Annotated in this window: 24 protein-coding genes; 9 read left to right on the top strand and 15 right to left on the bottom strand. The window is 64.7% G+C overall.

Translation table 11 applies throughout. The features are described from left to right. Window positions 1-9 precede the first annotated feature (9 nt). The 3 genes from C0Z16_RS23460 (at window position 10) to C0Z16_RS23450 (ending at window position 3,738) form a co-directional block, all read left to right on the top strand. Window positions 10-594: an LOG family protein gene (locus C0Z16_RS23460; RefSeq protein ID WP_102634461.1), complete on the top strand. Its 585-nt coding sequence runs from the start codon at window positions 10-12 to the stop codon at window positions 592-594. A gap of 66 nt (window positions 595-660) precedes the next feature. Further along, a complete protein-coding gene (locus C0Z16_RS23455) occupies window positions 661-1,407 on the top strand; it encodes an SDR family oxidoreductase (RefSeq protein ID WP_102634460.1) in 747 nt (248 codons plus the stop codon). Window positions 1,408-1,680: 273 nt separating this feature from the next. After that, on the top strand, window positions 1,681-3,738 hold the full coding sequence (locus C0Z16_RS23450) for an ArnT family glycosyltransferase (protein ID WP_102634459.1): 2,058 nt from the start codon (window positions 1,681-1,683) through the stop codon (window positions 3,736-3,738). Window positions 3,739-3,753: 15 nt separating this feature from the next. On the opposite strand, the gene C0Z16_RS23445 is transcribed toward C0Z16_RS23450, so the two are convergent. The 15 genes from C0Z16_RS23445 to C0Z16_RS23375 form a co-directional block, all read right to left on the bottom strand. Next, the gene (locus tag C0Z16_RS23445) at window positions 3,754-4,446 is read right to left on the bottom strand and encodes a DUF924 family protein (RefSeq protein ID WP_102634458.1); all 693 of its coding nucleotides are present in this window, start codon (window positions 4,444-4,446) and stop codon (window positions 3,754-3,756) included. Continuing rightward, complete coding sequence (locus tag C0Z16_RS23440; protein ID WP_102634457.1) at window positions 4,439-4,852, bottom strand: group II truncated hemoglobin; 414 nt, start codon at window positions 4,850-4,852, stop codon at window positions 4,439-4,441. Before C0Z16_RS23440 ends, C0Z16_RS23445 begins: the two co-directional genes overlap by 8 nt. Before the next feature lie 23 nt (window positions 4,853-4,875). Then, the gene (locus tag C0Z16_RS23435) at window positions 4,876-7,365 is read right to left on the bottom strand and encodes an ABC transporter permease (RefSeq protein ID WP_102634518.1); all 2,490 of its coding nucleotides are present in this window, start codon (window positions 7,363-7,365) and stop codon (window positions 4,876-4,878) included. Between the two features lie 107 nt (window positions 7,366-7,472). Next, window positions 7,473-8,084, bottom strand: a complete 612-nt coding sequence (locus tag C0Z16_RS23430) for a DUF4126 domain-containing protein (protein WP_102634456.1) — start codon at window positions 8,082-8,084, stop codon at window positions 7,473-7,475. 254 nt (window positions 8,085-8,338) lie between these two features. Further along, window positions 8,339-8,659 (bottom strand): quaternary ammonium compound efflux SMR transporter SugE, encoded by a 321-nt coding sequence (sugE, locus tag C0Z16_RS23425; protein ID WP_102634455.1) that lies wholly within the window; start codon window positions 8,657-8,659, stop codon window positions 8,339-8,341. A 120-nt stretch (window positions 8,660-8,779) separates the two neighbouring features. Further along, entirely contained in the window at window positions 8,780-9,478 is a 699-nt protein-coding gene (gene kdpE, locus C0Z16_RS23420; RefSeq protein WP_102634454.1) for a two-component system response regulator KdpE, read from the bottom strand. Continuing rightward, window positions 9,471-12,320, bottom strand: coding sequence for a DUF4118 domain-containing protein (locus tag C0Z16_RS23415; RefSeq protein ID WP_102634453.1), 2,850 nt, complete (start codon window positions 12,318-12,320; stop codon window positions 9,471-9,473). Before C0Z16_RS23415 ends, kdpE begins: the two co-directional genes overlap by 8 nt. Before the next feature lie 161 nt (window positions 12,321-12,481). Then, window positions 12,482-13,060 carry a potassium-transporting ATPase subunit KdpC gene (gene kdpC / locus C0Z16_RS23410; protein ID WP_102634452.1) on the bottom strand — a complete coding sequence of 193 codons (579 nt, stop codon included), beginning with the start codon at window positions 13,058-13,060 and terminating at the stop codon, window positions 12,482-12,484. 45 nt (window positions 13,061-13,105) lie between these two features. Then, complete coding sequence (gene kdpB, locus C0Z16_RS23405) at window positions 13,106-15,202, bottom strand: potassium-transporting ATPase subunit KdpB (protein WP_102634517.1); 2,097 nt, start codon at window positions 15,200-15,202, stop codon at window positions 13,106-13,108. A 63-nt stretch (window positions 15,203-15,265) separates the two neighbouring features. Next, window positions 15,266-17,071: a potassium-transporting ATPase subunit KdpA gene (gene kdpA, locus C0Z16_RS23400; protein ID WP_102634451.1), complete on the bottom strand. Its 1,806-nt coding sequence runs from the start codon at window positions 17,069-17,071 to the stop codon at window positions 15,266-15,268. Then, window positions 17,068-17,160 carry a K(+)-transporting ATPase subunit F gene (gene kdpF, locus C0Z16_RS23395; RefSeq protein ID WP_102634450.1) on the bottom strand — a complete coding sequence of 31 codons (93 nt, stop codon included), beginning with the start codon at window positions 17,158-17,160 and terminating at the stop codon, window positions 17,068-17,070. The genes kdpA and kdpF overlap by 4 nt, the downstream gene beginning before the upstream one ends. Next, window positions 17,157-17,285 carry a potassium ABC transporter ATPase gene (locus C0Z16_RS38910; RefSeq protein WP_102634449.1) on the bottom strand — a complete coding sequence of 43 codons (129 nt, stop codon included), beginning with the start codon at window positions 17,283-17,285 and terminating at the stop codon, window positions 17,157-17,159. The genes kdpF and C0Z16_RS38910 overlap by 4 nt, the downstream gene beginning before the upstream one ends. 213 nt (window positions 17,286-17,498) lie before the next feature. Then, complete coding sequence (locus C0Z16_RS23385) at window positions 17,499-18,473, bottom strand: quinone oxidoreductase family protein (RefSeq protein WP_102634448.1); 975 nt, start codon at window positions 18,471-18,473, stop codon at window positions 17,499-17,501. 74 nt (window positions 18,474-18,547) lie between these two features. After that, window positions 18,548-18,937 carry a methylglyoxal synthase gene (locus C0Z16_RS23380; RefSeq protein WP_102634447.1) on the bottom strand — a complete coding sequence of 130 codons (390 nt, stop codon included), beginning with the start codon at window positions 18,935-18,937 and terminating at the stop codon, window positions 18,548-18,550. An 87-nt stretch (window positions 18,938-19,024) separates the two neighbouring features. Beyond that, window positions 19,025-19,804: an SDR family oxidoreductase gene (locus tag C0Z16_RS23375; RefSeq protein ID WP_102634446.1), complete on the bottom strand. Its 780-nt coding sequence runs from the start codon at window positions 19,802-19,804 to the stop codon at window positions 19,025-19,027. Window positions 19,805-20,059: 255 nt separating this feature from the next. Between C0Z16_RS23375 and upp the strand changes: the two genes are divergently transcribed. The 6 genes from upp to rsfS all read left to right on the top strand — a co-directional run bounded on the left by upp (window position 20,060) and on the right by rsfS (window position 25,865). After that, a complete protein-coding gene (upp, locus tag C0Z16_RS23365; RefSeq protein ID WP_102634444.1) occupies window positions 20,060-20,710 on the top strand; it encodes a uracil phosphoribosyltransferase in 651 nt (216 codons plus the stop codon). Window positions 20,711-21,177: 467 nt separating this feature from the next. Continuing rightward, the gene (locus C0Z16_RS23360) at window positions 21,178-21,906 is read left to right on the top strand and encodes a YebC/PmpR family DNA-binding transcriptional regulator (RefSeq protein WP_102634516.1); all 729 of its coding nucleotides are present in this window, start codon (window positions 21,178-21,180) and stop codon (window positions 21,904-21,906) included. Between the two features lie 232 nt (window positions 21,907-22,138). Next, the gene (gene purD / locus C0Z16_RS23355) at window positions 22,139-23,437 is read left to right on the top strand and encodes a phosphoribosylamine--glycine ligase (protein WP_102634443.1); all 1,299 of its coding nucleotides are present in this window, start codon (window positions 22,139-22,141) and stop codon (window positions 23,435-23,437) included. Window positions 23,438-23,721: 284 nt separating this feature from the next. Continuing rightward, window positions 23,722-24,645: an oxygen-dependent coproporphyrinogen oxidase gene (gene hemF / locus C0Z16_RS23350; protein ID WP_102634442.1), complete on the top strand. Its 924-nt coding sequence runs from the start codon at window positions 23,722-23,724 to the stop codon at window positions 24,643-24,645. Between the two features lie 19 nt (window positions 24,646-24,664). Beyond that, complete coding sequence (locus tag C0Z16_RS23345; protein ID WP_102634441.1) at window positions 24,665-25,405, top strand: nicotinate-nucleotide adenylyltransferase; 741 nt, start codon at window positions 24,665-24,667, stop codon at window positions 25,403-25,405. A 4-nt stretch (window positions 25,406-25,409) separates the two neighbouring features. After that, the gene (gene rsfS / locus C0Z16_RS23340; protein WP_102634440.1) at window positions 25,410-25,865 is read left to right on the top strand and encodes a ribosome silencing factor; all 456 of its coding nucleotides are present in this window, start codon (window positions 25,410-25,412) and stop codon (window positions 25,863-25,865) included. Window positions 25,866-25,903 lie beyond the last annotated feature (38 nt).

The following is a 25,903-nucleotide window of genomic DNA, read 5'->3' as shown; positions in this document are numbered from 1 at the left end:
CGTTTCTCCATGAAGTCGGTGTGTGTGTATTGCGGCTCCTCCAACGGGGCCAAACCGTTGTATGCCGAGGCGGCGCGCGCGTTCGGCCGCGCGCTCGTAGAAGCCGATCTCGCGCTGGTGTATGGCGGCGGCAAAGTGGGCCTGATGGGCGTGATCGCCGACACGGTCATGGCCGAAGGCGGCCGCGCGATCGGCGTGATTCCCGAATTGCTGGTCAACAAGGAAGTCGGCCATAACGGCCTGACCGAGTTGCATGTGGTGCCGGACATGCACCATCGCAAGAAGATGATGGCCGATCTGTCCGATGCGTTCGTGTCGATGCCAGGCGGCGCCGGCACGCTCGAGGAATTCTTCGAGGTCTACACGTGGGCGCAGCTCGGCTACCACCAGAAGCCGGTGGCCCTCCTCGATATCGACGGTTTCTACGATCCGTTGATCAAGCTGCTCCAGCACACGGTGGAAGAAGGCTTCATGCGGCAGGCGTATATCGACATTCTGCAGATCGACGCCGATCCCGCCGCCTTGATCGGCAAGCTGCAACGCTATCAGCCGCCCGCCGCCGACAAGTGGGCGATCAACCGCGAAGCCGTCTGATTCACTGCTGTCGCTGCAAGTCCGACCGCGCTTTCGCGCTGACCTTATCCGATCGTTGAGGTTGCGATGACACGAACCGTTCTGATCACCGGCGGCAGCCGCGGCATCGGCCGCGCGACGGCGCGCCTGCTGGGCACGCGTGGCTGGTCGGTCGGCGTGAACTACGCGCAAAATCTCGCGGCCGCGCAGGAGACTGTCGTCGAAGTCGAGCGTGCCGGCGGATGCGCGCTGCCTGTTGCCGGCGACGTCGCAAACGAGGCCGACGTGATCGCGATGTTCGATACGGTCGAGCAGACGTTCGGCCGGCTCGATGCGCTCGTCAACAATGCGGGTATCGTCGCGCCGTCGATGCCACTCGCCGACATGGACCTCGCGCGGCTCACGCGCATGTTCGACGTCAACGTGCTCGGCGCGTATCTATGCGCGCGCGAAGCTGCGCGGCGCATGTCGACGGATCGCGGCGGAGCGGGCGGCGTGATCGTCAATGTTTCATCGGCGGCGGCGCGCCTCGGCTCGCCGAACGAATATGTGGATTACGCGGGCTCCAAAGGCGCTGTGGACACCTTGACGCTCGGTCTCGCGAAAGAACTCGGTCCGCGAGGCGTGCGCGTGAACGCAGTACGGCCGGGCCTCATCGACACGGAAATTCACGCGAGCGGCGGCAAGCCCGAACGCGCCGCGCAACTCGGCGCGACAACCCCATTAGGCCGTCCCGGCCGTGCCGACGAAGTGGCCGAAACCATCGTCTGGTTGCTAAGCGAGGCCGCATCGTATGTGACCGGCGCGCTGATCGACGTCTCCGGCGGCCGCTAAGGGGGCCGCTAAGAGCCGCTTCGCTCCCCTCGTCCCGCGATTCGCGCGGCGTATAATCTCGCGCCGCGTTTCCTCTTGCTATGAAATTGCCGCCGCTTGAACGCGGCATCGCCTTGACACGCCCGACTGCCGCTGTTAAGCGCCGCCGCGTCTGTAATCAATCGTAATAGTGAGAGATTACAATCGCTGTCGATCGCGCGCTATTGCCCGCGACGCAAGCCAGAACATCCGCACGCGCATCCACGTTGCCGCGTGCGACGACCAGAGATTGTCATGCATGAAAAGCCATCCGGGCCTTGGCGCACGGGGAACTTCGCGGTAGCGGCCGTCGCGCCGGCCAGTCTTATCGACGGCGCGCAGCAGGCAGCGTCCATCGCGTCGGCCGGCTCTGCCGGAAACGACGTCAACCCGCTCGACGACCAGATCGCCGAAGCCGCGGCACCCGCAAGACCCGCGAAACCCACTGGAGCCGCCAGCCCAGCCGCACACGGCGTGGGTTCATCCGCAGCCGGACCCAATGCCACCGATCGCGCGAGCCGCCGCCATGAGCGCTGGCACGCGCTCACCGCCGTCCGCCCGCTCATGTGGCTCGTGGCGCTGGCAATCCTATGCGCATGGCTATTGCCAGGCACTCTCGGTCACGAGCCCTGGAAGCAGGACGAGACCTACACGTTCGGCATCGTCCAGCACATGCTCGACACCGGCGACCTCGTCGTGCCGACCAACGCGGGTCAGCCGTTCGTCGAAAAGCCGCCTGTCTACGACTGGGTGGCCGCTGGCTTTGCGTGGATGTTCGGCCGCTATCTGCCCTTGCATGACGCGGCGCGCCTCGCGAGCGCACTGTTCGCCGGACTGACCGTCTACTACACGGCCCGCGTCGCACGCCGTGCGGTGGATGCGTCGAGCTGGTTCGACCTGCGCGTGATCGGCACGCTTGCGCTGTTCGGCGGCACGCTCGTCGTCGTCAAACACGTGCACGACATGATGACCGACGTCGCGCTGATGGCCGGCGCAGCCGTCGGCTTCTGCGGACTGTTCGAACTCGTGCTCGCGCATCTGCGTGATGACGCCCGGCAAAGCGGCCCGTCTGCCGCCGATGCACACCGCCGTCGCCACGCAATCCTCAGCGGCGCGGCGATGTTCGGCGCGGGCGTCGGCGTATCGTTGCTCGCCAAGGGTTTGTTCGTGCCACTCGTATTCGGCGCGACCACCTGCGCAGTGCTCGCGCTGTATCCGGCGTGCCGCAGCCGCAGCTTCGCCGGCGCGCTCGGCATCGCGATGCTGGTTTGCGCGCCGTTCGCGCTGATCTGGCCGATCTGCTTCTATCTGCGCTCGGAAGCGCTCTTCAAGGTGTGGCTGTGGGATAACAACGTCGGCCGCTTTTTCGGCTTTTCGGTTGCCGAACTCGGCTCCGAAACGGAGAGCCGCCTGTTCGTGCTGCGCACCGTGCTGAGCGTCGGTTTTCCGGCCGTACCACTGGCACTGGCCGCGCTGGCCGGCGGCGCATGGCGGCGCTGGCGCGACCCGCGCGTCGTATTGCCGGCGCTCTTCGCGGGCATCGGCTTCGCCGTGCTGCAAACCTCGGCGACGATCCGCGAACTGTACATCCTGCCGTTCATCGCTCCGCTCGCGTTGCTGGCAATGCAGGGCGTCGAGCGGCTGCCACGGCGTCTGCACGCGACGTGGGACATGACGAGTCGCGTGCTGTTCGGCAGCACGGCAGCGCTCGCGTGGATCGTGTGGTCGATCATGAGCAGTCCGGTGAACACGCACGCGTCGCTGCACCGGCTCGGTCGATGGTTGCCGCTCGATTGGGTGTTGCCGGTCAAGCCCGGTCTGATTGCCGCCGCGTTGCTAATGACGTTCGGCTGGTTGTGGCTGCTCCCCGCCTTCAAGTACACGGGGAAATGGCGCGGCGCGCTGAGCTGGTGCGCCGGCGCGATTCTCGCTTGGGGACTGGTGAGCACGCTGCTGCTGCCGTGGCTCGACTACGCGAAGAGCTACCGCTCGGTGTTCGAGAACCTCAGCGCCGCGCTGGATGTGGAATGGAACGACGGCGATTGCATGGCGAGTACCGGGCTGGGCGAATCCGAAGCGCCGATGCTCGATTACTACGCGGGCATCGAGCATCAGCCGGTTGCGGACACGCGTACGACCGAGTGCACGTGGCTGATCGTGGAGAGCCGCCGCGGCAACGCGCGCATGCCTGCTGGCGACTGGCGCCTCTTCTGGTCGGGCGCGCGTCCCGGCGATAACGACGAGTTGTTGCGCGTATTCGTGCGTACGCCGGCTGCGACAGCGGTTCCGGCTGCGGCCGCGCACAGCAAATAAGAGAAGCGCCGTGCGTTAAGGCTTGGCTGCCCGCCTCTTCGTACGCGACTTAAAGGACGAACCCGGTTCGCGCAAAAAGGCGATTTCCTCGGCTGTGGAGTCGCGCCCCAACACCGCATTGCGATGCGGAAAGCGGCCAAAACGCTCGATGATTTTCGCGTGCCTCACCGCGAACGGGTAATACGACTCGCCGCCCGGCTCCGCGGCCAACGCTTCGTACAGACGCAGCGACTCATGCTGGCTCGCCAGTGTTTCGTCGTGTTCGAACGGCAGGTACGCGAACGCGCGATGATGCACGCCAGGCAACCGGCGATCCGCCCCGCTCGCGACCATCTGTTGCGCAATATCCAGCGCCTTTTGATCCGCCGCGAACGCATGCGCCGTATCGCGATGACAGTTGCGCGAAAACTGATCGAGCACGATGACGAGCGCCAGCGCGCCGAGCGGCGTCGTGGCCCAGGTGTCGAGCCGTGACTCGCGGGCCGCCTCGATCAGGGTTCCGAAACGTTCGCGCAGCATCGCATCGAACGACTCGTCGGCGGCAAACCAGAGCTTGCGCGGCCGGCCGAAGTCCGGCGAATCCGGCGCGCCGAACCAGCAGTCGAGCACGGCGCGCGCTTGCGGATCGAGCGCCGCGTAGTCCGCCGGTGTGGTGCTCGAAGTGCTGCCCGAAGTGCTGCCCACCGCCGCGCCGGCTTCGTCAGCCATTGCGGTTACGCATCCAGTCGGCCGTTTCGAAGAACGACCCGAGCAGGCGCTCCCTCAGCGGCTCGGTAAGCCCGATGTCTTCCATCGCCCAAGCCATGCAGCGCAGCCACTGGTCCCGTTCACTCGAAGCGATCGCGAACGGCAAGTGCCGCGCGCGCAAGCGGGGATGCCCAAACCGGCTGATGTAATGATCCGGGCCGCCGAGCCATCCGCATAGAAACCAGAAGAATTTGTCGCGCGAACCTTCGAGCGACTCTGGATGCAAAGCACGAATTCCCGCGAACTCCGCTTCGAGATCCATCAGGTCGTAAAAACGGTCGACGAGTTCGCGCACGCGCGCTTCGCCGCCGACCAGTTCGAAGGCCGTCGGCTGCGCCGCGGACACTTCGTCATCAAGCTCACTCATCACCACTCACCAACAGAAAATAGTCAGGCGTCGCGCAACGATTGCAACGCGGGACGCGACAATACATGCCGCAAACTGAGCCAGCCGCCCACCGCAGCACAGGCGACGCCCGCCGCGACTCCTGCCGGCAACAGCCACGGATCGAACTCCAGATAAAACTGGAATACGCGAGTCGCCAGCACCCAGCCGATCACCTGCGCGCCCACTGCCGCCATCAATCCGGCGAGCGCACCCACCGCGACGAACTCCGCGATCTGCACCGCGCGCACCTGGTGATGCGATGCGCCGAGCGCGCGCAGCAGCGCGGATTCTCGCATACGCTCGTCGCGCGTGCCGGCGAGCGCGGCGTACAACACGAGCACGCCGGCCGCGAGTGTGAACGCGAACAGGAACTGCACTGCGCCGATCACCTGCTGCAATACGCGCTGCACCTGCGCGAGAATCGGACCGGTGTCGATGGCTGTGAGGTTCGGATAGGCGGCGATCAATCCGTCAATGGTCGAGCGTTTTTTCGGCGGCAAGTGGAAGCTGGTGATGAACGTAGCCGGGAAATCCTGCAAGGCGGCGGGCGGCATCAGCACAAAAAAGTTGACCTTGAACGAACCCCAGTCGAGCTTGCGCACGCTCGTGACCGGCGCGTCGATCTGCAAACCGGTCACGTCGAAACGCAGCACGTCGCCGGGTTTCACGTCGATCAGCTTAGCGAGCCCTTCTTCGATCGAAATCTGCGGCGTCTTCGTGTCGCCGTACCATGTGCCGGCGGAAAGGCGATTGTCCTCGGGCAATTCGGTCGTGTACGACAGATTGAATTCGCGGTCCACTAGCCGTTTGGCGTCGTCGCCCTTGAACGAATCAGGATTGACCGGTTTGCCGTTGATCGCGGTAAGCCGGCCTCGCACCATCGGCGAGAGCACTGTGCCCGGCACGCCGTGCGTGTCGAGATAATGCGTGACGGCTTCGCGCTGATCCGGCTGAATGTCGATGATGAATTCGTTCGGCGCATCCGGCGGCGTCGATTTACGCCAGCCGGCCACGAGGTCGTTGCGCGTCATCGCGATCAATAGCAGGCACATCAGCCCGATGCCAAGCGCGGTGATCTGCAACGCGCTCGCACTGCTGCGCCGCTCGAGCGACGCCAGCGCGTAACGCCAGCCGATCCCCGCATTCACGCGCTCGCTGCGCACCGCACGCGCCGCGCCCCAGAGCGCAAGCCGCGCGACGCACGCAAACACCAGCAGGCCGCCCGCGAAACCGCCAGCGACGATTCCACCGAGCTTCAACTCGCCCGCCGCGACGATCAGCAGGCCGGCGAACAGCACAATGCCGAGCGCGTACGCGGCCCATGCCGTGCGCCCCGCTTCGCCCCACTCGCGGCGCAGCACGCGGACCGGAGGCACGCGCGTGAGCGGCAACAGCGGCGGCAGCGCGAAACCGAGCAGCAGCACGAGCCCGGCGGCGATGCCTTCGAGCGCCGGCCATACCGTGGGGTACGGCAACGCGACATCGATAAGACTGCCAAGCCACGTCAGTAACGCCAGATGGCCGAGATAACCGAGCGCAACGCCCAGCGCGCCGCCGACCACGCCGACGCCCACGAATTCAAGCGTGAACAGCGCACGCAGCGTGCGTTGACTGACGCCGAGACAGCGCATCGCCGCGCAACCGTCCAGATGCCGGCGCATATACCGATGCGCGGCCATTGCGATCGCCACCGCCGCGAGCAGCGCGGTAAGCAGCGAGACGAGCGTGAGGAAATGACTTGCGCGGTCGAGCGTCTGCCGCACTTGCGGCTGGCCATCCTGCAACGACTCGAGCGAGACGCCGCGCATCTTGCCGCCATCCACCCTGCCGTGCGCGAATTGCGCGAAGCGCGCCACCGACGCATCCGCGCCCGCCACCAGCAGCCGGTACGTCACGCGGCTGCCGAATGTGATGAGCCCGGTGGACTGCACTTCGTCGGCGCGCATCATCAGGCGGGGCGAAAAGTTGACGAACGAGAAGCCGCGGTCGAGCTCGCGCGTGATCATCGCACCGATGGTGAAGCTGCGGCTGCCGACCTTCACTGTGTCGCCGACGCGCAGCTTCAGCGCGTCGAGCAACTGCTGATCGACCCAGACGGTGCCCGGAGGGGGAATGGATTGCGCAGGACGATCCGCGACGCCTGGTCCCGCCGCGATCCGCAACGCGCCGCGCAATGGATAACCTGGCGACACGGCCTTGATCGCGGCGAGCCGCGAGACCGGCTGCGCGCCAGTCGAATTGATCATGCTCGGAAAGATCGCCGTAGTCGCCGTGTTCAGGCCAAGCGCCTGCGCGTGCTGCGCGAACTGCGGATCGACCGGATGATCGGCGCGCACGATGAAGTCGGCCGCGATCATGCGCCGCGCGTCGCGCTCGAGTCCCTGATGCAAACGGTCAGCGAGAAAGCCGACGCTCGATAGCGCGGCGACGGCGAGTACCAGTGCGAGCAGCAGCATCGTGAGCTCGCCCGCGCGCCAGTCGCGCGCCGTCATGCGGATGGACTGCCGCAACAGATCGCCGCCGCTAAAGCGTCGCGCCGCGGGTACGGCTACGCGCGCTGTCGTACGTCTGACCTGATCGCTCGTTTGGCTCGTATCGCTCAATCGTGCCGGCTCCTCGCGAGGCGCGACACCATGTGCGTCGCCATGCCGCGAAAACCGCCCTGCACGCCGCGCCATAGCCGCGGCAATACCCAGCCGGCGAGCACGAGGAAGCCAACGATCAGCACCAGAAACAGCAGCGGCACGAACAGCGAGAGCAAAACGCCGCCGAACACGAGACCGTCTTCAGCGGTCGACGTGACGATATTCGACACCGGCTCCGGCGACAAGTTGATCAGCGCGCGCGTGCCCGCTTTCGTCAGATGCGCGGTGCCCGCCAACGTGCCGCCCGCGAGCGCCGCGACCGTCAGCAGTGCGGGATCTGCATGGCCGAGCGCGCCGGCTGCCAGAACGGCGCCCGCCGGAATGCGGATGAAGGTGTGAATCGCGTCCCACAGCGAATCGAACGCGGGGACCTTGTCGGCGAGGAATTCGGTAACGGTCAGCACGCCCGCCACACCGATCACCCACGGCGAGGACAGCGCGGACAACGTGTCGGGAAGATGGATGAGACCGAGGCGCTCGAACACGCCGGCCAGCAGGACCGTCAGATAGAGGCGCAGGCCGCTGCCCCATGAGAGCCCCGCAGCAAGCGAAAGTGATTCAAGCATGGCCGCCTCCAGGCGCGCTGTGCGTGCCGGGCGCTTCGGCGGCCAATCAGCTTAGCCGCCACACTGAAGTCGTCAGACCCGCGCCAAGCCGGCCGCGCCGGGCAGGCCGCGGGCAATTTCAGGTTGGTTTCAATCTCATTATAGCCACGTTAATTCGCAGAACGCAGAGTGGCTCGCAAAATGGCGACTCGGGCCAGACGTCGGCCAGACGCGGGCCGCCGCGCCGCAAAGCCCGGCGCGCCCGCGTTCTAAGGTCAGTGCCCCGACGACAGCTTCAGCCCGATCAGACCGACCACGATCAACGCCGCGCTGGCGACTCGCGCAACCGTCAGCGCCTCGCCCATCATCACGATGCCGAAGATGAACGCGCCAACCGCGCCGATGCCGGTCCAGACCGCGTAAGCGGTGCCGAGCGGCAACTGCCGCATCGCCATTGCAAGCAGGACGAAGCTGCCGAGCGCGGTGATGATGGTGAAGACGGAGGGCCACAGGCGGGTGAAACCGTCAGAGCTTTTGAGACCGGCCGCCCACGCGATTTCGAGCAAACCGGCGATCAACAGAAGAATCCAGGACATGAAACAGCTCCATGATCAGATGGGGCCGTCCCCGTTTGTGAAAAGCGTAAGGCCGTCCTTACGAAGCCGTAATTATAGCGATCCGGCCGCCGTCACGCTGCGAGGCGCGCGCCGCCATCCTCAAGCCACGCCGACGAGCCTGTAACCGACGCCCGTCTCCGTGACGATATGCTCGGGCTGCGCCGGATCGCGCTCGAGCTTGCCGCGCAAATGCGCCATATAGATGCGCAGATAGTGATGGCTCTCGACATGCGAGGGACCCCACACGTCGCGCAGCAGTTGCCGGTGCGTCAGCACGCGGCCGGCATGGCGCACGAGCGTAGCGAGCAGCCGATATTCGATCGGCGTCAGATGAATCGCCGCACCGTCACGCGTGACCTGGCGCAACGCCAGGTCGATGCTCACCGCGCCGAAGCGCACTTGCGGAGATTCGTTCGCGCCGCCCTGATTGCGCCGCCGCAGATGCGCGCGAATTCGCGCCAGCAGTTCCGACACGCCGAACGGCTTGGTCAGGTAGTCGTCCGCGCCGGCATCGAGCGCCGCGACTTTCTCACTCTCCTGCGTGCGCGCCGACAGCACGATCACCGGCATCTCGCTCCAGCCGCGCAATTCGCGGATCACGTCGAGCCCGTCCGTGTCGGGCAGGCCAAGATCCACGATCACGAGATCGGGCTTGCGCGTCGCGGCTTCCACGAGACCCTGCTTGCCGGTCTCGGCTTCGTGCACGACGATGCCCTCGCCTTCCAGCGCCGTGCGCACGAAGCGGCGAATCTGCTTTTCGTCTTCGATCAGAACGACCGTGATACTCGGATCACTCATGAGTTGGTCTGGGAAGCTGATTTAAAAGCGGGTTGGGAGTTGGAGCGTCCGTGGCGTCGTCTTCCAACGCTTCGGGTGTCTCGGGCGGCGCGTCGGGCGGCGTTTCAACCGGAAGTGTGAACCAGAAACGCGCGCCTTCGGCGCGGCCGTCCGCCGACATGCGATTCAATGCGCCGACGCTGCCGCCATGCGCCTCCGCAATCGCGCGGCAGATCGCGAGACCCAGACCGATGCCGGGCTTGGCCGACTCCTTCTCGCCGCGCGTGAACTTCTCGAACACGCGCGCCTCCATGCCGGCGGGCAGCCCAGGTCCATTATCGTCGACGGTGACGCGAACGAACGACTTGCCGTCCGCGTCGAAACGTTGCCCGCCGATGGTCAATGGCGTAGCCGGCGACGTGTATTTCGCTGCGTTCTCGAACAGGTTCGAAAAGAGCCGCTCCATCAGCACCGCGTCGAGATGCAGCAGCGGCAAATCGGCGGCGAGATTAACCTGCACCGGATGCCCCGTCAGCACGCGCCGGCAAGCGCGCAGCGCGGCGCCCACGGTTTCCTCGAGCAGCGTCCACTGCCGGTTCAGTTGCAGACTGCCCGCTTGCAAACGCGCCATATCGAGCAGATTCGTGACAATGCCCGTCATGCGCAGCGCTTCTTCATGGATGGCGTCGACGAGTTCATCGTCGCGCTGCGCCTGGCCCTGTCTCTCATGCACGCGGGATTGCGCGAGCATCGACGAGAAACCGACGATAGTGGTCAGCGGCGTGCGCAGGTCGTGTGAGATAGCGGACAACAGCGAGTTGCGCAAACGTTCGGATTCCATATTGACGAGCGCGTCGCGTGCGATATCCACGTAATGCACGCGTTCAAGCGCGAGCGCAATTTGCGCGGCGAACGCGTCGAGCATGCGTTGCTGCTCGGGTACGTCCAGCTCGCGCTCGTCGCGCAGCACCACGGCAAGCACGCCGCGCGTGCGCATCGGCGCCTTCAGCGGCAGATATAGAGCAGCAGCGGCCGGCAGCGTATCCGTGCCATGTCCGGCCGGCTTCTGGCGATCGTAGACCCATTGACCGACATCGATATCGAGCAATTCGCCTTCGAGCGTAATTGCCTCGTCAGGGTCTTCGATCTTCTGCCTCACCTGGTCGGCGCTGTCCGGCAACAGGATCGCGACGCGCGCGCCGAACACTTCGCTCACGTGCCGGCTGCCGATGCCGACAATCTGTTCAGTGGTCAGCGCCGCGGCCAGTTCGCGCGCCATTGCGTACATCGCGCCGGTGCGCTGCTCGCGACGCCGCGCGACGCGCGCCTCGCGTCGAAGGCTCGACGTGAGATGGCTGATCACCAGCGACGTCAACAACATGCCGAAGAAGGTCAGCAGATATTGCGTGTCGGACACCGACAACGACAAGCGCGGCGGCACGAAGAAAAAGTCGAACGCGGCCACGCTCATGAACGACAGCAGCACGCCTGGCCCGCGCCCGAGCTTCACAGCGGCGAAGATCACGCCGAGCAGATACAGCATGACGAGGTTCGTCAGATCGATGTGGTTGCTCAGTTGGCTCGATAACGCGGTGATGCCCGCACAGATCGCCAGCGCGAAGCCATAGGCGCGCGGCGGCGAGCGTCGTTCACGCGCGGCGCTCAGCGTCTCGCGCCATGCGTTCGCCGTCGTGTTCAGCAAGCGGCGCTGCTCACCGTCGTCTTCGGACGACGACGCGCGAATCAGCGTGAGATCGACATGACCCGCCCGTTCCGCGATGCGCTCGCCAAGCGGCCGGCGCAGCCAGCGCATCAAACCCGTGCGCGTCGACGCGCCCGCCACGAGCTTCGAAACGTTGCGCGCCTGCGCATAACCGATTAGTGCGAGAGCCGCATCGGTGCCGGCGAGCGTCGCGGTTTCGGCGCCGAGTTCTGCGGCGAGCTTCAACGCGTTGAGCGTGCGTTCGCGGCGTGCGTCGGGCAACCGCTGCAACGCGGGGGTTTCGACATACACGGCAATCCAGTCGGCCTTCAGGCTGGCGGCAAGACGCGCCGCCGCGCGCACCAGCATCGGCGCTTCGGGTCCCGGGCCGACGCATACCAGCAAGCGCTCGCGCGCCTGCCAGATTCGTTCGATCGAACGGTCCGCACGATACTCGCGCATTTGCGCGTCGACGCGATCCGCGGTACGCCGCAACGCAAGTTCCCGGAGCGCAATCAGATTGCCTTTGCGAAAGAAGTTACGCACCGCGCGCTCGGCCTGCTGCGGCAAATACACTTTGCCGTCGCGCATCCGGTCGAGCAGTTCCTCGGCGGGAAGATCGACGAGCGTGACTTCATCGGCGCGATCGAACACGCGGTCAGGAACCGTCTCCCAGACGCGGATGCCGGTGATCTGGCCGACCACGTCGTTCAGGCTTTCGAGGTGTTGAACGTTGACCGTCGTAAAGACGTCGATGCCGGCGTCGAGCAGTTCATAGACATCCTGCCAGCGCTTCAGGTGCCGCGCACCCTGCACGTTCGAATGCGCGAGTTCGTCGACGAGAATCAGTTGCGGCTTGCGGGCCAGTGCCGCGTCGAGATCGAACTCGGCGAGCTTGCGGCCGCGGTAGTCGATCTGCGCGAGCGGCAGCACGTCGAGGCCTTGGACCAGCGCCGCGGTCTCGCTGCGCCCATGTGTTTCCGCGATGCCGATCACCACGTCCACGCCTTCGTCGTGGCGGCGGCGCGCCGCTTGCAACATCGCATACGTCTTGCCGACGCCCGCCGACGCGCCGAAAAAAATCTTCAGTTTGCCGCGCTGACGTCTTTCTTCATCGCGCTGCAGTTTGTCGAGCAGTTCGTCAGGATCTGGGCGGTTCATGCTTGGATGTGTTCATCGTCAGGCGAGCGGCGGTGTATGCATGGTGGCACGGCGGCGGTTTGGCAGCAAATCGTTCATGACGATGCGCCGCCTGTGCTTGTAAAAAGACAAGGACGGCATCGCGCACGCCGCCTGTTGGTTAGCGCCGCAGCAAACTTTGATCAACCGCGCTTGATCTCATCAAGCGCGAGATTGAGTTGCAGCACGTTCACGCGCGGCTCGCCGAGAATGCCGAATTGACGGCCAGTCGTATAGCGGTCCACCAGTCCTTGCACATCGTTCTCCGCGAGCCCGCGCGCTTTCGCCACCCGATCGATCTGATAAGCGGCCGCCGCTGGACTGATCTCAGGGTCGAGGCCGCTCCCCGACGATGTCACGAGATCGACCGGCACGGGCTTCGACATATCGGTGCCCGCAGCCTTCAACGCGTCGATGCGGCCTTTCACTTCGTCCAGAAGCGCCGGATTGGTCGGCCCGAGATTGGAGCCGCCCGAAGCCTGCGCGTTGTAGGGCATCGGGCTTGTGGCCGACAGACGTCCCCAGAAGTACTGTGGCGCATCGAACTGCTGGCCGATCAGCTTCGAGCCGACCACTTTGCCGTCCTGCTCGATGAGGCTGCCATTGGCCTGCTCGCGGAATACCGTCTGACCCACTGCGGTCATCAACGCCGGATAAGCAAGCCCGGTGACGGCGCTCAACACCGCGAAAATCACAATCAACGGACGCAACAGATTTTTCATGATGATTATTTCCTCGTAGCCTGCCGATTTTCAAACCGGCCCAATTCAGACCCAGCCGAACGCGGCCAGCACCATATCGATCAACTTGATGCCGATGAACGGCACCACGATTCCGCCCAGGCCGTACACGAGCAGATTGCGTCGCAGTAGAACCGCCGCGCCGAGCGCACGATAACGCACGCCTTTGAGCGCGAGCGGAATCAGCAGCACGATGATCAACGCGTTGAAAATCACCGCCGACATGATCGCCGAAGCGGGTGTTGCCAGATGCATCACGTTCAGTGCATTGAGCGCCGGATAAGTGGTCGCGAACGCGGCCGGAATGATCGCGAAGTACTTGGCGAGATCGTTGGCAATCGAGAAGGTGGTGAGCGAGCCGCGCGTCATCAGCATCTGTTTGCCTATTTCGACGATCTCGATCAGCTTGGTCGGATTCGAATCGAGGTCGACCATGTTGCCGGCTTCCTTCGCCGCCTGCGTGCCGGTGTTCATCGCCACCGCGACGTCCGCCTGCGCGAGCGCCGGGGCGTCGTTGGTGCCGTCGCCGGTCATTGCCACGAGGCGGCCTTCGGCCTGGTGCGCGCGGATCGTCGCAAGCTTCGCTTCGGGCGTGGCTTCGGCAAGGAAATCGTCGACGCCGGCTTCCGCCGCGATCGCCGCCGCGGTCAAGCGGTTATCGCCCGTCACCATCACCGTCTTGATGCCCATTTTGCGCAGCTCCGCAAAGCGTTCCTTGATGCCGCCCTTCACCACGTCCTTCAACTCGATCACGCCGAGCACGCGCGCGCCCTGCTCGCCTTTTTCCGCGACGACGAGCGGCGTGCTGCCGCGCCGCGCGACCTCCGCGACGGCGCTGCTGACTTCGTTCGGAAAGCGGCCACCGTTCGCTTCGACGTAGTTCTTGACCGCATCGGCTGCGCCCTTGCGAATTTCGCGGCCTGGCAGATCGACGCCGCTCATCCGCGTTTGCGCGGTGAACGCGAGGAACACCGCGTGCAACGACGCCATATCGCGTTGCCGGATATTGAAGCGCTGCTTCGCGAGCACGACGATGCTGCGGCCTTCGGGCGTTTCGTCGGCGAGCGACGAAAGTTGCGCCGCGTCCGCGAGCGCTTCTTCGCTCAAACCCGGCGCCGGAATGAACAGCGACGCCTGGCGGTTGCCGAGCGTGATCGTGCCGGTCTTGTCGAGCAGCAGCACGTCGACGTCGCCGGCGGCTTCAACCGCGCGGCCCGATGTGGCGATCACGTTCGCCTGCATCATGCGGCTCATGCCGGCCACGCCGATGGCCGACAACAGCCCGCCGATGGTGGTCGGAATCAGGCACACGAGCAGCGCGACGAGCGCGGTGATCGTCACCACGTGTCCCGCCGAATTCGTAAGGTGAGTGGCTTGCACAGCGAACGCCGAGAACGGCAGCAAGGTGGCGGTCGCGAGCAGCATCACGATGGTCAATGCGACGAGCAGAATGGTCAGCGCGATTTCGTTCGGCGTCTTCTGACGTTTCGCGCCTTCGACCATCGCGATCATGCGGTCAAGAAACGCTTCGCCGGGATTCGCCGTGACGCGCACGACGATCCAGTCGGACAGCACGCGCGTGCCGCCCGTCACCGACGAAAAGTCGCCGCCCGACTCGCGGATCACCGGCGCGGATTCACCGGTGATCGCGGATTCGTCGACAGACGCGACGCCGTCGATCACTTCCCCGTCGGCCGGAATCACGTCGCCGGTTTCGACCAGCACGACATCACCCTTGCGCAAATCCGACGCCGTCACAATACGGATCGGCGACTTCGGATGCGGCTCGTTGAGCTTCTTCGCCATCACGTCTTTCTTCGCGCTGCGCAGCGACGCCGCCTGCGCTTTCGAGCGGCCTTCGGCGAGCGCCTCCGCGAAGTTCGCGAACAGCACCGTGAACCACAGCCACAGGGTGACCGCGAGAATGAAACCCGCAGGCGCCTCGGCCTGACCGGCGAGCGCGGCGACCCAGAGAACGGTCGTCAGAATACTGCCGACGTACACGCAGAACATCACCGGATTGCGGAACTGCGTGCGCGGTGTGAGCTTTCTGAAGGAGTCCACGATCGCCGGGCGCAGCAGCGCCGGATCGAACATGGACCTCGTTGAATTATGTTCAGTCATTGAGTCCTCGAATTTCGCATTGCATTCGCTGATATGCACGTTCGTTGCTTGGCATGAGCCGCGTCAATGCGCGCCCATCATCATCAGATGTTCGACGCCGGGGCCGAGCGCGAGCGCGGGCACATAAGTCAAGGCACCGACCAGCAGCACCGTGCCCAGCAGCAGCACGACGAACAGCGGGCCGTGCGTCGGCAGCGTGCCGCCCGTTACGCCGATGCGTTTTTTAGCGGCAAGCGAGCCGGCAATTGCGAGCACGGGGACGATCGTGCCGAAGCGGCCGAACCACATCGCGATTGCGGTGAGCCAGTTGTAGAACGGCGTGCCCACGGTCAGGCCCGCGAATGCGCTGCCGTTGTTGTTCGCGGCCGAGCTGAACGCGTAGAGGATTTCGGAGAAGCCGTGCGGCCCTGGATTGGCGATGCCCGCCTTGCCGGCTTCCGTCAGCACCGCGATCGACGTGCCGACCAGCACGAGCAGCGGCGTAAGCAGCACGACAATGGACACCATCTTCATCTCGTACGCTTCGATCTTCTTGCCGACATATTCAGGCGTGCGGCCGATCATCAGACCCGCCACGAACACCGCGAGCAGCGCGAACACCAGCATGCCGTACAGGCCCGAACCGACACCGCCGAAAATCACTTCGCCGAGTTGCATCAACAGCAGCGGATAGAGGCCGCCGATAGGCGTCAGCGAATCGTGCGTATTGGCGACCGCGCCGCACGAAGCCGCCGTCGTCGCGACCGTAAAGATGCCCGACTGTGCGATACCGAAGCGCGTTTCCTTGCCTTCCGCGTTGCCGCCCGACTGCATCGCGCTCGCCGATTGATCGACGTGCAATGCGGTGAATGCCGGATTGCCGCCCTGCTCCGCGCCAATTTCGCCGAACATGCAGACGCCGAACGCAATCGTCATCGCCGCGAGCACGGCCACACCCTGCTTGCGGTCCGAGATCATGCGACCGAACACCAGTGCGAGCGCCGCCGGAATAATCAGGATCGAGAAGATCTGCAGGAAGTTGGAGAACGGCGTCGGGTTTTCAAACGGATGCGCCGAGTTACCGTTGAAGAAACCGCCGCCGTTGGTGCCGATCATCTTGATCGCTTCCTGCGATGCGACCGGACCCATCGCGATGGTCTGCGTTTTCAGCGGCGTGTCGACCGTGACCGCGTTGCCCTTCGCGTCCTTCACCGGATTGCCTTGCGCGTCGAGCTTCGGTGCGGCGTAGCTCGTGGTCTGCAAGGTCGGCACGTCCTCGTAAGCCTTGAAGTTCTGGATCACGCCCTGGCTCATCAACAGCGTCGCGAGGATGACCGACATCGGCAGCAAGACGTACAGCGTCACGCGCGTGAGGTCGACCCAGAAGTTGCCGATGGTTTGTGCCGTATGGCGCGCGAAGCCGCGAATCAGCGCGATCACCACGACGATGCCGGTGGCCGCCGAGAAAAAGTTCTGCACCGTGAGTCCGAGCATCTGCGTGAGATAGCCCACCGTTTGTTCGGGCGTGTAGTCCTGCCAGTTCGTGTTGGTCACGAAACTGATGGCGGTATTGAACGCACCGTCGACGGTCATCGCGCCCAGTTGCTGAGGATTGCCGGGCAGCCAGCCTTGCACGCGCAACAGCACATAAAGAAATGCGGCGCCCAGTGCATTGAACGCGATAGTGGCGATTGCGTAATGCTTCCAGCTCATTTCCGTCGACGGATCGACGCCGGCCATGCGATACAGCAGGCGCTCGATGGGTCCGCCGATGCGCAGCACGCGCGAACTGCCGTCCATCACGCCGCGCAGATAATGCGATACCGGCACTGCCGCCGCCAGCAGCACGACGATGAAAAGCGCGGCCTGCAAGACATTGTTCGAGTTCATTCGATGTCCTCCGCGCGCAACAGCGCATAGACCAGGTAGGCGAACAGCAGCGCGGTCGCCGCGCCGGATATCCACAGCATCCAGTTCATGAGCGCGCTCCCTGGTCGTGCGGCAATCGCCGCGACCGCGACAGCATCAACTTCTCGCAGCCGGCAATCAGTGCAAAGGTCAGCGCGGAAAAAAGCGCGATAGCCCCGACGTACAGCACATCCATTTTTGTTCTCCATTGACGGATTTCGGATAGCTGCAACGGTATGCCGAAGTGCGTAAAGGGCTGATTAAAGCTCGCGTCGGCTGTATAAAAATCGCGTAAACGAAGAAGGCCGTTGCATCGTGAGATGCAACGGCCCTGGTGGTGATGAACGGCTTGACCCGGTTCGGCGTTCAGGTCATGGCAGTGAACGCGACACTCGAACGCTAATGAGGCTTACGGGAGCAGAATCGTCGAGCCCGTGGTCTTGCGCGCTTCGAGGTCCGCGTGCGCCTGACCGACATCGGCAAGTGCGTAGCGCTGATTGATGCTCGTCTTGACCTTGCCGGATGTCAGCACGTCGAAGAGTTCGGCCGACATGGCCTCGTAGTCGCTGCGTTTGCCGATGTACGTGAACAGCGTCGGCCGCGTGAAAAACAGCGAGCCGCGTCCGGCGAATTCAGATGAGTCGATCGGCGGCAACGGTCCTGACGCATTGCCGAAGCTCACGAACATGCCGAGCGGCGCGAGACAATCGAGCGAGCCCGTAAACGTGTCTTTACCAATGGAGTCGTACACCACGGGCACGCCCGCGCCGTTGGTGATTTCACGCACGCGTTTCGTAAAGTTCTCGCGCGTGTAGACGATTGCATGATCGCAGCCGTGTGCCTTCGCGATTTCCGCTTTTTCGTCCGAGCCGACCGTGCCGATCACCGTCGCGCCCAGCGCCTTCGCCCACTGGCACACCAGCAGACCGACGCCGCCCGCCGCGGCCTGAATCAGGATCGTGTCGCCGGCCTTCACCGGATACGTGCGGCGCAGCAGATACTGCGCGGTCAGGCCTTGCAGCATCACCGAGGCGGCCTGTTCATCGCTCACCGCATCGGGCAACCTGATGACCTGCGCCGCCGGCAGCACGCGCTCCTGCGCATACGCGCCCGGCGGCCTCGCCACGTAGGCGACGCGGTCGCCCGCTTTCAGATCGCTCACGCCCGCGCCGACCGCGGTGACTTCACCGGCCGCTTCCATACCGAGGCCGCCGGGCAAGGGCAGTGGGTACAAGCCCGTGCGGAAGTACACGTCGATATAGTTGAGCCCGACCGCCGTCTGCCGGATGCGGATCTCGCCCGCGCCCGGATCGCCTACCTCGACGTCGACCCATTTCATCACCTCGGGGCCACCGGTTTTATCGAATCGGATTGCTTTGACCATTCACGTCTCCTTTGGGAATGCCGGCTGATTGTGTGGCCGATGATATGTGGCTAATGAGTTGAGCGCGCGCATCGTCAAACCTGCTGCATGACGCGCAGCGTGAGCGCGTCGAGAATCATGCGCGCCGTCGAGATGTTGGTCGCGCACGGAATGTTGTGCACGTCGCATGCGCGGACCAGCGCGTTGATGTCCGGTTCGTGCGGCTGCGGCGTCATCGGATCGCGCAGGAAGATCACCATGTCCACGCGCCCTTCGGCGAGTTGCGCGCCGATCTGAAGGTCGCCGCCGTGCGGGCCCGAGAGCATGCGCTCCACCGTCAGGCCATGCGCATCGCTAATGCGGCCGCCGGTCGTGCCGGTCGCGATGATGTCGCAGCGCTTGAGCGTATCGACGTATTCGCCGGCCAGTCTGACGATGTCGTCCTTCTTGTGATCGTGCGCGATCAGCGCAATGCGGGTGGTCATGACGTAAGACTCCTGGAACCGTTGTGATTGTCGTTGTAGTCGTTGCTGAGGTGCTGCTCAAAGTGCTGCAGGGCGGAACGTCTGCGTTCAGAACGTGCCGGGATAGGCGCCGCCGTCAATCAGCCAGTTCTGCCCGGTGATGTAGCCCGCATGCACGCTGCACAGAAAGGCGCACGCGCGGCCGAATTCGTCGCGATTGCCGAAGCGTCCGGCGGGGATCGTTTTCATGCGCTGCTGGCGCGCTTCGTCGATCGAAACGTTTTGCGACTTCGCTTGCGCGGCGATGGTGACGGCGATCCGATCCGTGTCGAACATGCCCGGCAGCAGGTTGTTGATCGTGACGCCGGTGGGCGCCATCTTGCGCGCGAGACCCGCGACGAAGCCGGTCAGCCCCGAGCGTGCGCCGTTCGACAGGCCGAGCACGTCGATAGGCGCCTTCACCGCCGAACTCGTGATGTTGACGATGCGCCCGTAGCCGCGCGCACTCATCGTGTCGATGGTCGCGCGGATCAGTTCGATCGGCGTGAGCATGTTGCTCTCCAGCGCGCGAATCCAGTCGTCGTGCGTGAAGTTGCGGAAGTCGCCCGGCGGCGGGCCGCCCGCGTTGTTCACGAGAATGTCCGGCTGCGGACAGGCCGCGAGCGCCGCAGCCCGGCCCTCGGGCGTGGTGATGTCGCACGCGACCGTCTTTACTTCGACGCCGCTTTGCCGGCGAATCTCGGCAGCCGTCGCCTCGAGCGTCCCGGCGGTGCGCGCGACGATTGTCAGGTTGACGCCTTCGGCGGCGAGCGCTTCGGCGCAGCCGCGCCCCAACCCCTTGCTCGCCGCGCAAACCAGCGCCGTGCGTCCTGCGATTCCCATGTCCATGTATGCGTTCTCCTCGCTGGCGTCTTGCCCGATGGTTGCAAAGTTTCCCCCGATTCTAGAAGAATCGGTGCCGGAGTGCGCCGGGCCGCTGCAATCTCCGGTATCTTCGGGAGGTACTCTTTCGGTAAACTTGCGCCGTGGCGCGTGCGCCGGTCGTCGCAAGTTGTTTGCGCCGGCCGCGCGGAGCGCCGAACCGATCCCCGAATCGGCCGAATCGGCCGATTCGACCTTTTAGCCGCCGCTCGCGCCCCCGCCATGACTCAGGACAGCCGTTTCCCCAATCTTTTCATCCTCGATCACCCTCTGATCCAGCACAAGCTGTCGCACATGCGCGACCGGGACACGTCCACGCGGACGTTCCGCGAATTGCTGCGCGAGATCACGCTGCTGATGGGCTACGAAATCACCCGCAATCTGCCAATGACCACGCGCCGCCTGAATACGCCGCTCGTCGAGATCGACGCGCCGGTGATCGCCGGCAAGAAGCTGGCGATCGTGCCAGTGCTGCGTGCCGGCATCGGCATGTCGGACGGCTTGCTCGAACTCGTGCCGTCGGCGCGCGTGGGCCACATCGGCGTGTATCGCGCGGAAGACCACCGGCCGGTCGAATACCTCGTGCGCCTGCCCGATCTGGAAGACCGCGTGTTCATTCTGTGCGATCCGATGGTCGCGACGGGCTACTCGGCCGTGCACGCCGTCGACGTGCTCAAGCGCCGCAACGTGGCCGGCGAGAACATCCTGTTCCTCGCGCTGGTTGCCGCGCCCGAAGGCGTGCAGGTGTTCCAGGACGCGCATCCGGACGTCAAGCTCTATGTTGCGTCGCTCGACTCGCACCTGAACGAGCACGCGTACATCGTGCCGGGTTTGGGCGACGCCGGCGACCGGTTGTTTGGGACGAAGAACTGAGGGTCGCCAGAAAAAGGGCCGACGACACGCGCTTGACGCCGCCGCGGCGCGGTTTCCGTGCAGTTTGCACCGACGTCTGTCTCTGCCGTGCCCCGCCGGCGTGATAAAATTCGAATCCGCTCAAAGGGTGGCTCTGCTTGCGGCAACGCCACGTACATCGCATGTTCCGGCGGGCCACGCAAGTGGACCGGGCGAGCTGACGCGGTATTTGGCGCGCGCCAGCCGCAGCGCCGCGGGCCGGACGCTGGGCCGCACCCTGTATTGCGCTGCGTGTTGTGTCGCGCGTCGACGTCGCCACCGCGCTTCGCAGCCGCCAGCCGGGCCTGGCCCGACGCGGTCGACCTGACAAGACTGAGCACGAATTTGACATCGAGGCGCAAGCTCGCAATCTCACGCACGAGCGCCCGGAATCGCAACGACAATTGCACTATGCGTGCGCCCCGCTGGCGCGCGCGACGGAGAAAGGTATGGCGGGTCATTCGAAATGGGCCAACATCAAGCATAAAAAAGCAGCGGCCGACGCCAAGCGCGGCAAGGTCTGGACGCGGCTCATCAAGGAAATCCAGGTCGCGGCGCGCATGGGCGGCGGCGACATCGACTCCAACCCGCGTCTGCGGCTGGCCGTCGAAAAGGCGTATGACGCCAACATGCCCAAAGACAACGTCAACCGCGCGATCCAGCGCGGCGTGGGCGGCGTCGACGGCGCAACTTACGAAGAAATCCGCTACGAAGGCTATGGCATCGGCGGTGCCGCGGTGATCGTCGACACGATGACCGACAACCGCACGCGCACGGTGGCGGAAGTGCGTCACGCGTTCTCAAAGAATGGCGGCAACATGGGCACAGACGGCTCCGTGTCGTTCATGTTCGATCACGTCGGCCAGTTCCTGTTTGCGCCCGGCACGCCCGAAGACAAGCTGATGGAAGCCGCGCTCGAAGCCGGCGCCGACGACGTCGTCACGAACGAAGACGGCAGTATCGAAGTGCTGTGCCCGCCGAACGATTTCCCCAAGGTGAAGACCGCGCTCGAAGCTGCGGGCTTCAAGGCGGAAGTGGCCGAGGTGACGATGAAACCTCAGACGGAAGTCGAATTCACCGGCGACGACGCGGTCAAAATGCAGAAGCTGCTCGACGCGCTGGAAAATCTGGACGACGTGCAGGAAGTCTATACAAACGCCGCGATCGCCGACGAATGAAGCTGCCTGCCGGCGCGTCACTCCGCCGGCAGGCTTTCACGTTGCTGCTGAGCGGGCGTGGCCGACATCACGCGCGTCAGGTTGTGCCGCGGGTCGCACCGCGCCGCTTTCGTCCGGGTTCGTCGTGCGTTGCGTCCGCCCCATCTGGCGGCGAGCATGGCGTGACCCACTGTTATTTTCACGGCTCGCCACCGCGTGCGCCGTTTATGGTTTTTAAGTCTCGGGGATTCACATGAAGTTACTCGTCGTCGGTTCCGGCGGTCGCGAACATGCGCTCGCATGGAAGCTCGCGCAATCGCCGCGGGTCCAGCTCGTCTACGTGGCGCCTGGCAACGGCGGCACCGCTCAGGACGAGCGTCTGCGCAACGTCGACATCACCGAGCCGGCCGCGCTCGCCGATTTCGTCGAAAAAGAACAGATCGCCTTCACGCTGGTCGGTCCGGAAGCGCCGCTGGCAGCAGGTATCGTCAATCTGTTCCGCTCGCGCGGTCTGAAGATTTTCGGGCCGACTAAGGAAGCCGCCCAGCTCGAAAGCTCGAAAGACTTCGCGAAGGCGTTCATGAAGCGCCATGCGATCCCGACGGCGGAATACGAAACCTTCGCCGACGTCGCCGCCGCGCACGCCTATCTCGACGCGAAGGGCGCGCCGATCGTCATCAAGGCCGACGGCCTGGCTGCCGGCAAGGGCGTGGTGGTCGCGCAAACGCTGGAAGAAGCACACGCCGCCGTCGACATGATGCTGTCGGACAACAAGCTGGGCGACGCGGGCGCGCGCGTCGTGATCGAGGAGTTCCTGAGGGGCGAGGAAGCGAGCTTTATCGTGATGGTCGACGGCAAGCATGTGCTGCCGCTTGCGTCGAGTCAGGACCACAAGCGCCTCTTCGACGGCGACCAGGGCCCGAACACCGGCGGCATGGGCGCGTACTCGCCCGCGCCGATCGTCACGCCGCAACTGCATGCGCGCGTGATGCGCGAAATCATCCTGCCGACCGTGCGCGGCATGGAGAAGGAAGGCATCCGCTACACCGGTTTCCTGTACGCCGGCCTGATGATCGACGCGCAAGGCAATCCGAAGACGCTCGAGTTCAACTGCCGCATGGGTGACCCGGAAACGCAGCCGATCATGGCGCGTCTGAAGGGCGACTATTCGAAGGTGGTCGAGCAGGCAATCGCCGGCACGCTGGATACGGTAGAACTGGAGTGGGACCGCCGCACCGCGCTCGGCGTGGTGCTCGCCGCACACAACTATCCGGACACGCCGCGCAAGGGCGACCGCATCAACGACATTCCCGCCGAAACCGCGGATTCGGTCACGTTCCATGCCGGCACCACGCTCAAGGAAGGCAAGCTGACCACGTCGGGCGGCCGCGTGCTGTGCGTGGTCGGTCTGGCCGATTCGGTGCGCAGCGCACAGTCCGTCGCGTATGAAACGATCAACCAGATCTCGTTCGACGGCATGCAGTACCGGCGCGACATCGGCTATCGCGCGTTGAACCGCAAGCACGACGCCAAGACAGAAGGCAAGCACTAAGCCGCTAGTCCGCTCGCCCGTGTTCCGCGCCAACGGCGCTACACTGCGGGTTTGCGGCGGCGCTTGCCAGGCGCGCCGTCGGTAGCGGTTCAAGGCGGTCAGGGGCTTCGAAGTTCGGGCCCTCTTCCGTTGAAGCCTCGGCGCAACGGCCGCGCAATGGATCACCGCCACGCAGCAACGCCGACCGAACGTCCACGTCTTCGCGGCGGCATCCGCCAAATGCGGCGCGGCTCTACTTACGATGAACCCGCGGCATCCACATGCCGCCTCCAGCACCTGCATTGATGACCGATTCGAGCTACGACGCACAAGCCGTGCGCACCTGGCTGCAAGGCCTGCAAACGCATATCGCCGATACGTTGGGCGCGTTCGACGGCACGCCGTTCGCCACCGACGCATGGCAGCGCGCGCCGGGCGACAAGCTGCGCGGCGGCGGCTGCACGCGAATTCTCGAAGGCGGTAACTTTTTCGAGCGCGCGGGCATCGGCTTCTCCGACGTCGCGGGCGACGCGTTGCCGGGTTCGGCGAGCGCCGCGCGCCCGCAACTGGCCGGGCGCGGCTTCGAAGCAATGGGTGTGTCACTCGTGCTGCACCCGCACAATCCGCACTGCCCAACCGTGCATATGAATGTGCGCCTGCTGATCGCGACCAAGGCTGGCGAAGAGCCAGTGTTCTGGTTCGGCGGCGGCATGGATCTGACGCCGTATTACGGCTATGAAGAAGACGCGCAGCATTTCCATCGCACCTGCCGCGATGCGCTCGAGCCTTATGGCGCGGACCTCTACCCCAGTTTCAAGCGCTGGTGCGACGAGTATTTCTTCCTCAAGCACAGGAACGAGCCGCGCGGCATTGGCGGGATTTTTTTCGACGACTTCTCCGAGCCGGGCTTCGATCAATCCTTCACGATGCTGAAAAGCGTGGGCGACGGATTCCTCAAAGCCTACCTGCCGATCATCGAAAAGCGCCGCAACATTCCGTACGGCCAGGCCGAGCGCGATTTCCAGGCGTATCGGCGCGGGCGCTATGTCGAGTTCAATCTGGTCTTCGACCGTGGCACACTGTTTGGGCTGCAGAGCGGCGGACGCACCGAATCGATCCTGATGTCGATGCCGCCTGTGGTGAACTGGCGCTACAACTGGCATCCCGAACCGGGCACGCCGGAAGCGCGCCTCTATAGCGATTTTCTCGTGCCGCGCGAGTGGGTGTGAGGCCGGCACCGCTCCACACGTGGCTACGACAAAGGATCTTCACCTGAAGCCGAACGCTCATCCCGCTGCACTGCCTCGCCGGATCGGTTTGCTCGGCGGCACTTTCGATCCGATCCACGACGGCCACCTCGCGCTCGCGCGGCGTTTCGCCGACGTGCTGCAACTGACCGAGCTCGTGCTGCTGCCGGCCGGCCAGCCCTGGCAGAAAGCGGACGTGTCGCCGGCCGTGCACCGTCTTGCCATGACGCGCGCGGCGGCGAGCGAGCTGAAACTGCCGGGCGTGACGGTGCGAGTCGCCACCGATGAGATCGAGCACGAAGGCCCGACCTATACGATCGACACGCTGCAGCACTGGCGCGAACGCGAAGGCAACGAGGCGTCGATCGCGCTGCTGATCGGCGCGGATCAACTGGTGCATCTCGACACATGGCGCGACTGGCGGCGCCTGTTCGACTTCGCCCACATCTGCGCGGCCACGCGGCCCGGTTTCGATCTCGCGTCGATACCGCCTGCGGTCGCGAAGGAAATCGACGCGCGCCGTGCCCGCGCCGACGTTCTGCAAGCCACGCCTTGCGGCCACTTGCTGATCGACACGACGCTTGCGTTCAACGTCTCGGCCACCGACATTCGCGCGCATCTGCGTGAACAGGTGAGCCAGCGGCTTGCTCACGTGGGCGGCGAACAACAGGGCGAGGCCGCAAGCCACGTCCCCACCGCGGTGTGGGACTACATTCTTCAACATCATCTGTACCACCGGTAACCTCATGGATATTCGCAAACTGCAACGCGTGATCGTCGACGCTCTCGAAGACGTCAAAGCGCAAGACATCAAGGTGTTCAACACCAGCCACCTGACCGCGCTGTTCGATCGCGTGATCGTCGCGAGCGGCACCTCGAACCGGCAAACCAAGGCGCTGGCCTCGAGCGTCCGCGAAGGCGTCAAGGAAGCCGGCGGCGACATCATCAGCACCGAGGGCGAGGACATCGGCGAATGGGTGCTGGTGGATTGCGGCGACGCGATCGTCCACATCCTGCAACCCGCGCTGCGCCAGTACTACAACCTCGAGGAAATCTGGGGCGACAAGCCGGTGCGCCTCAAGCTGTCCACGCCCGATCCGTTCGGCGGCGCGCGCGCGAGCGAGCCCGACGAAGAGGAAGAGGACGAAGAGGCGCCCGCTGCGAAGAAGCCCGCACGCAAGACGGCCGTGCGCCGCAAGTGAGCAGGGTTTGACCGGCTCACTCGACCGGCTCGCTGTGC

Origin of the sequence: Paraburkholderia rhynchosiae (genome assembly GCF_002879865.1) — a bacterium.
Lineage (GTDB): Bacteria > Pseudomonadota > Gammaproteobacteria > Burkholderiales > Burkholderiaceae > Paraburkholderia > Paraburkholderia rhynchosiae.
This window is presented reverse-complemented; position numbering and strand designations above follow the sequence as displayed.

What these genes read in the sequence shown, in the direction of transcription:
- C0Z16_RS23460 (WP_102634461.1), top strand. Translation starts at nt 10, where the DNA reads ATGAAGTCGGTGTGTGTGTATTGCGGCTCCTCCAACGGGGCCAAACCG.
- C0Z16_RS23455 (WP_102634460.1), top strand. Translation starts at nt 661, where the DNA reads ATGACACGAACCGTTCTGATCACCGGCGGCAGCCGCGGCATCGGCCGC.
- C0Z16_RS23450 (WP_102634459.1), top strand. Translation starts at nt 1,681, where the DNA reads ATGCATGAAAAGCCATCCGGGCCTTGGCGCACGGGGAACTTCGCGGTA.
- C0Z16_RS23445 (WP_102634458.1), bottom strand. Translation starts at nt 4,446, where the DNA reads ATGGCTGACGAAGCCGGCGCGGCGGTGGGCAGCACTTCGGGCAGCACT.
- C0Z16_RS23440 (WP_102634457.1), bottom strand. Translation starts at nt 4,852, where the DNA reads ATGAGTGAGCTTGATGACGAAGTGTCCGCGGCGCAGCCGACGGCCTTC.
- C0Z16_RS23435 (WP_102634518.1), bottom strand. Translation starts at nt 7,365, where the DNA reads ATGACGGCGCGCGACTGGCGCGCGGGCGAGCTCACGATGCTGCTGCTC.
- C0Z16_RS23430 (WP_102634456.1), bottom strand. Translation starts at nt 8,084, where the DNA reads ATGCTTGAATCACTTTCGCTTGCTGCGGGGCTCTCATGGGGCAGCGGC.
- sugE (WP_102634455.1), bottom strand. Translation starts at nt 8,659, where the DNA reads ATGTCCTGGATTCTTCTGTTGATCGCCGGTTTGCTCGAAATCGCGTGG.
- kdpE (WP_102634454.1), bottom strand. Translation starts at nt 9,478, where the DNA reads ATGAGTGATCCGAGTATCACGGTCGTTCTGATCGAAGACGAAAAGCAG.
- C0Z16_RS23415 (WP_102634453.1), bottom strand. Translation starts at nt 12,320, where the DNA reads ATGAACCGCCCAGATCCTGACGAACTGCTCGACAAACTGCAGCGCGAT.
- kdpC (WP_102634452.1), bottom strand. Translation starts at nt 13,060, where the DNA reads ATGAAAAATCTGTTGCGTCCGTTGATTGTGATTTTCGCGGTGTTGAGC.
- kdpB (WP_102634517.1), bottom strand. Translation starts at nt 15,202, where the DNA reads ATGACTGAACATAATTCAACGAGGTCCATGTTCGATCCGGCGCTGCTG.
- kdpA (WP_102634451.1), bottom strand. Translation starts at nt 17,071, where the DNA reads ATGAACTCGAACAATGTCTTGCAGGCCGCGCTTTTCATCGTCGTGCTG.
- kdpF (WP_102634450.1), bottom strand. Translation starts at nt 17,160, where the DNA reads ATGAACTGGATGCTGTGGATATCCGGCGCGGCGACCGCGCTGCTGTTC.
- C0Z16_RS38910 (WP_102634449.1), bottom strand. Translation starts at nt 17,285, where the DNA reads ATGGATGTGCTGTACGTCGGGGCTATCGCGCTTTTTTCCGCGCTGACC.
- C0Z16_RS23385 (WP_102634448.1), bottom strand. Translation starts at nt 18,473, where the DNA reads ATGGTCAAAGCAATCCGATTCGATAAAACCGGTGGCCCCGAGGTGATG.
- C0Z16_RS23380 (WP_102634447.1), bottom strand. Translation starts at nt 18,937, where the DNA reads ATGACCACCCGCATTGCGCTGATCGCGCACGATCACAAGAAGGACGAC.
- C0Z16_RS23375 (WP_102634446.1), bottom strand. Translation starts at nt 19,804, where the DNA reads ATGGACATGGGAATCGCAGGACGCACGGCGCTGGTTTGCGCGGCGAGC.
- upp (WP_102634444.1), top strand. Translation starts at nt 20,060, where the DNA reads ATGACTCAGGACAGCCGTTTCCCCAATCTTTTCATCCTCGATCACCCT.
- C0Z16_RS23360 (WP_102634516.1), top strand. Translation starts at nt 21,178, where the DNA reads ATGGCGGGTCATTCGAAATGGGCCAACATCAAGCATAAAAAAGCAGCG.
- purD (WP_102634443.1), top strand. Translation starts at nt 22,139, where the DNA reads ATGAAGTTACTCGTCGTCGGTTCCGGCGGTCGCGAACATGCGCTCGCA.
- hemF (WP_102634442.1), top strand. Translation starts at nt 23,722, where the DNA reads ATGACCGATTCGAGCTACGACGCACAAGCCGTGCGCACCTGGCTGCAA.
- rsfS (WP_102634440.1), top strand. Translation starts at nt 25,410, where the DNA reads ATGGATATTCGCAAACTGCAACGCGTGATCGTCGACGCTCTCGAAGAC.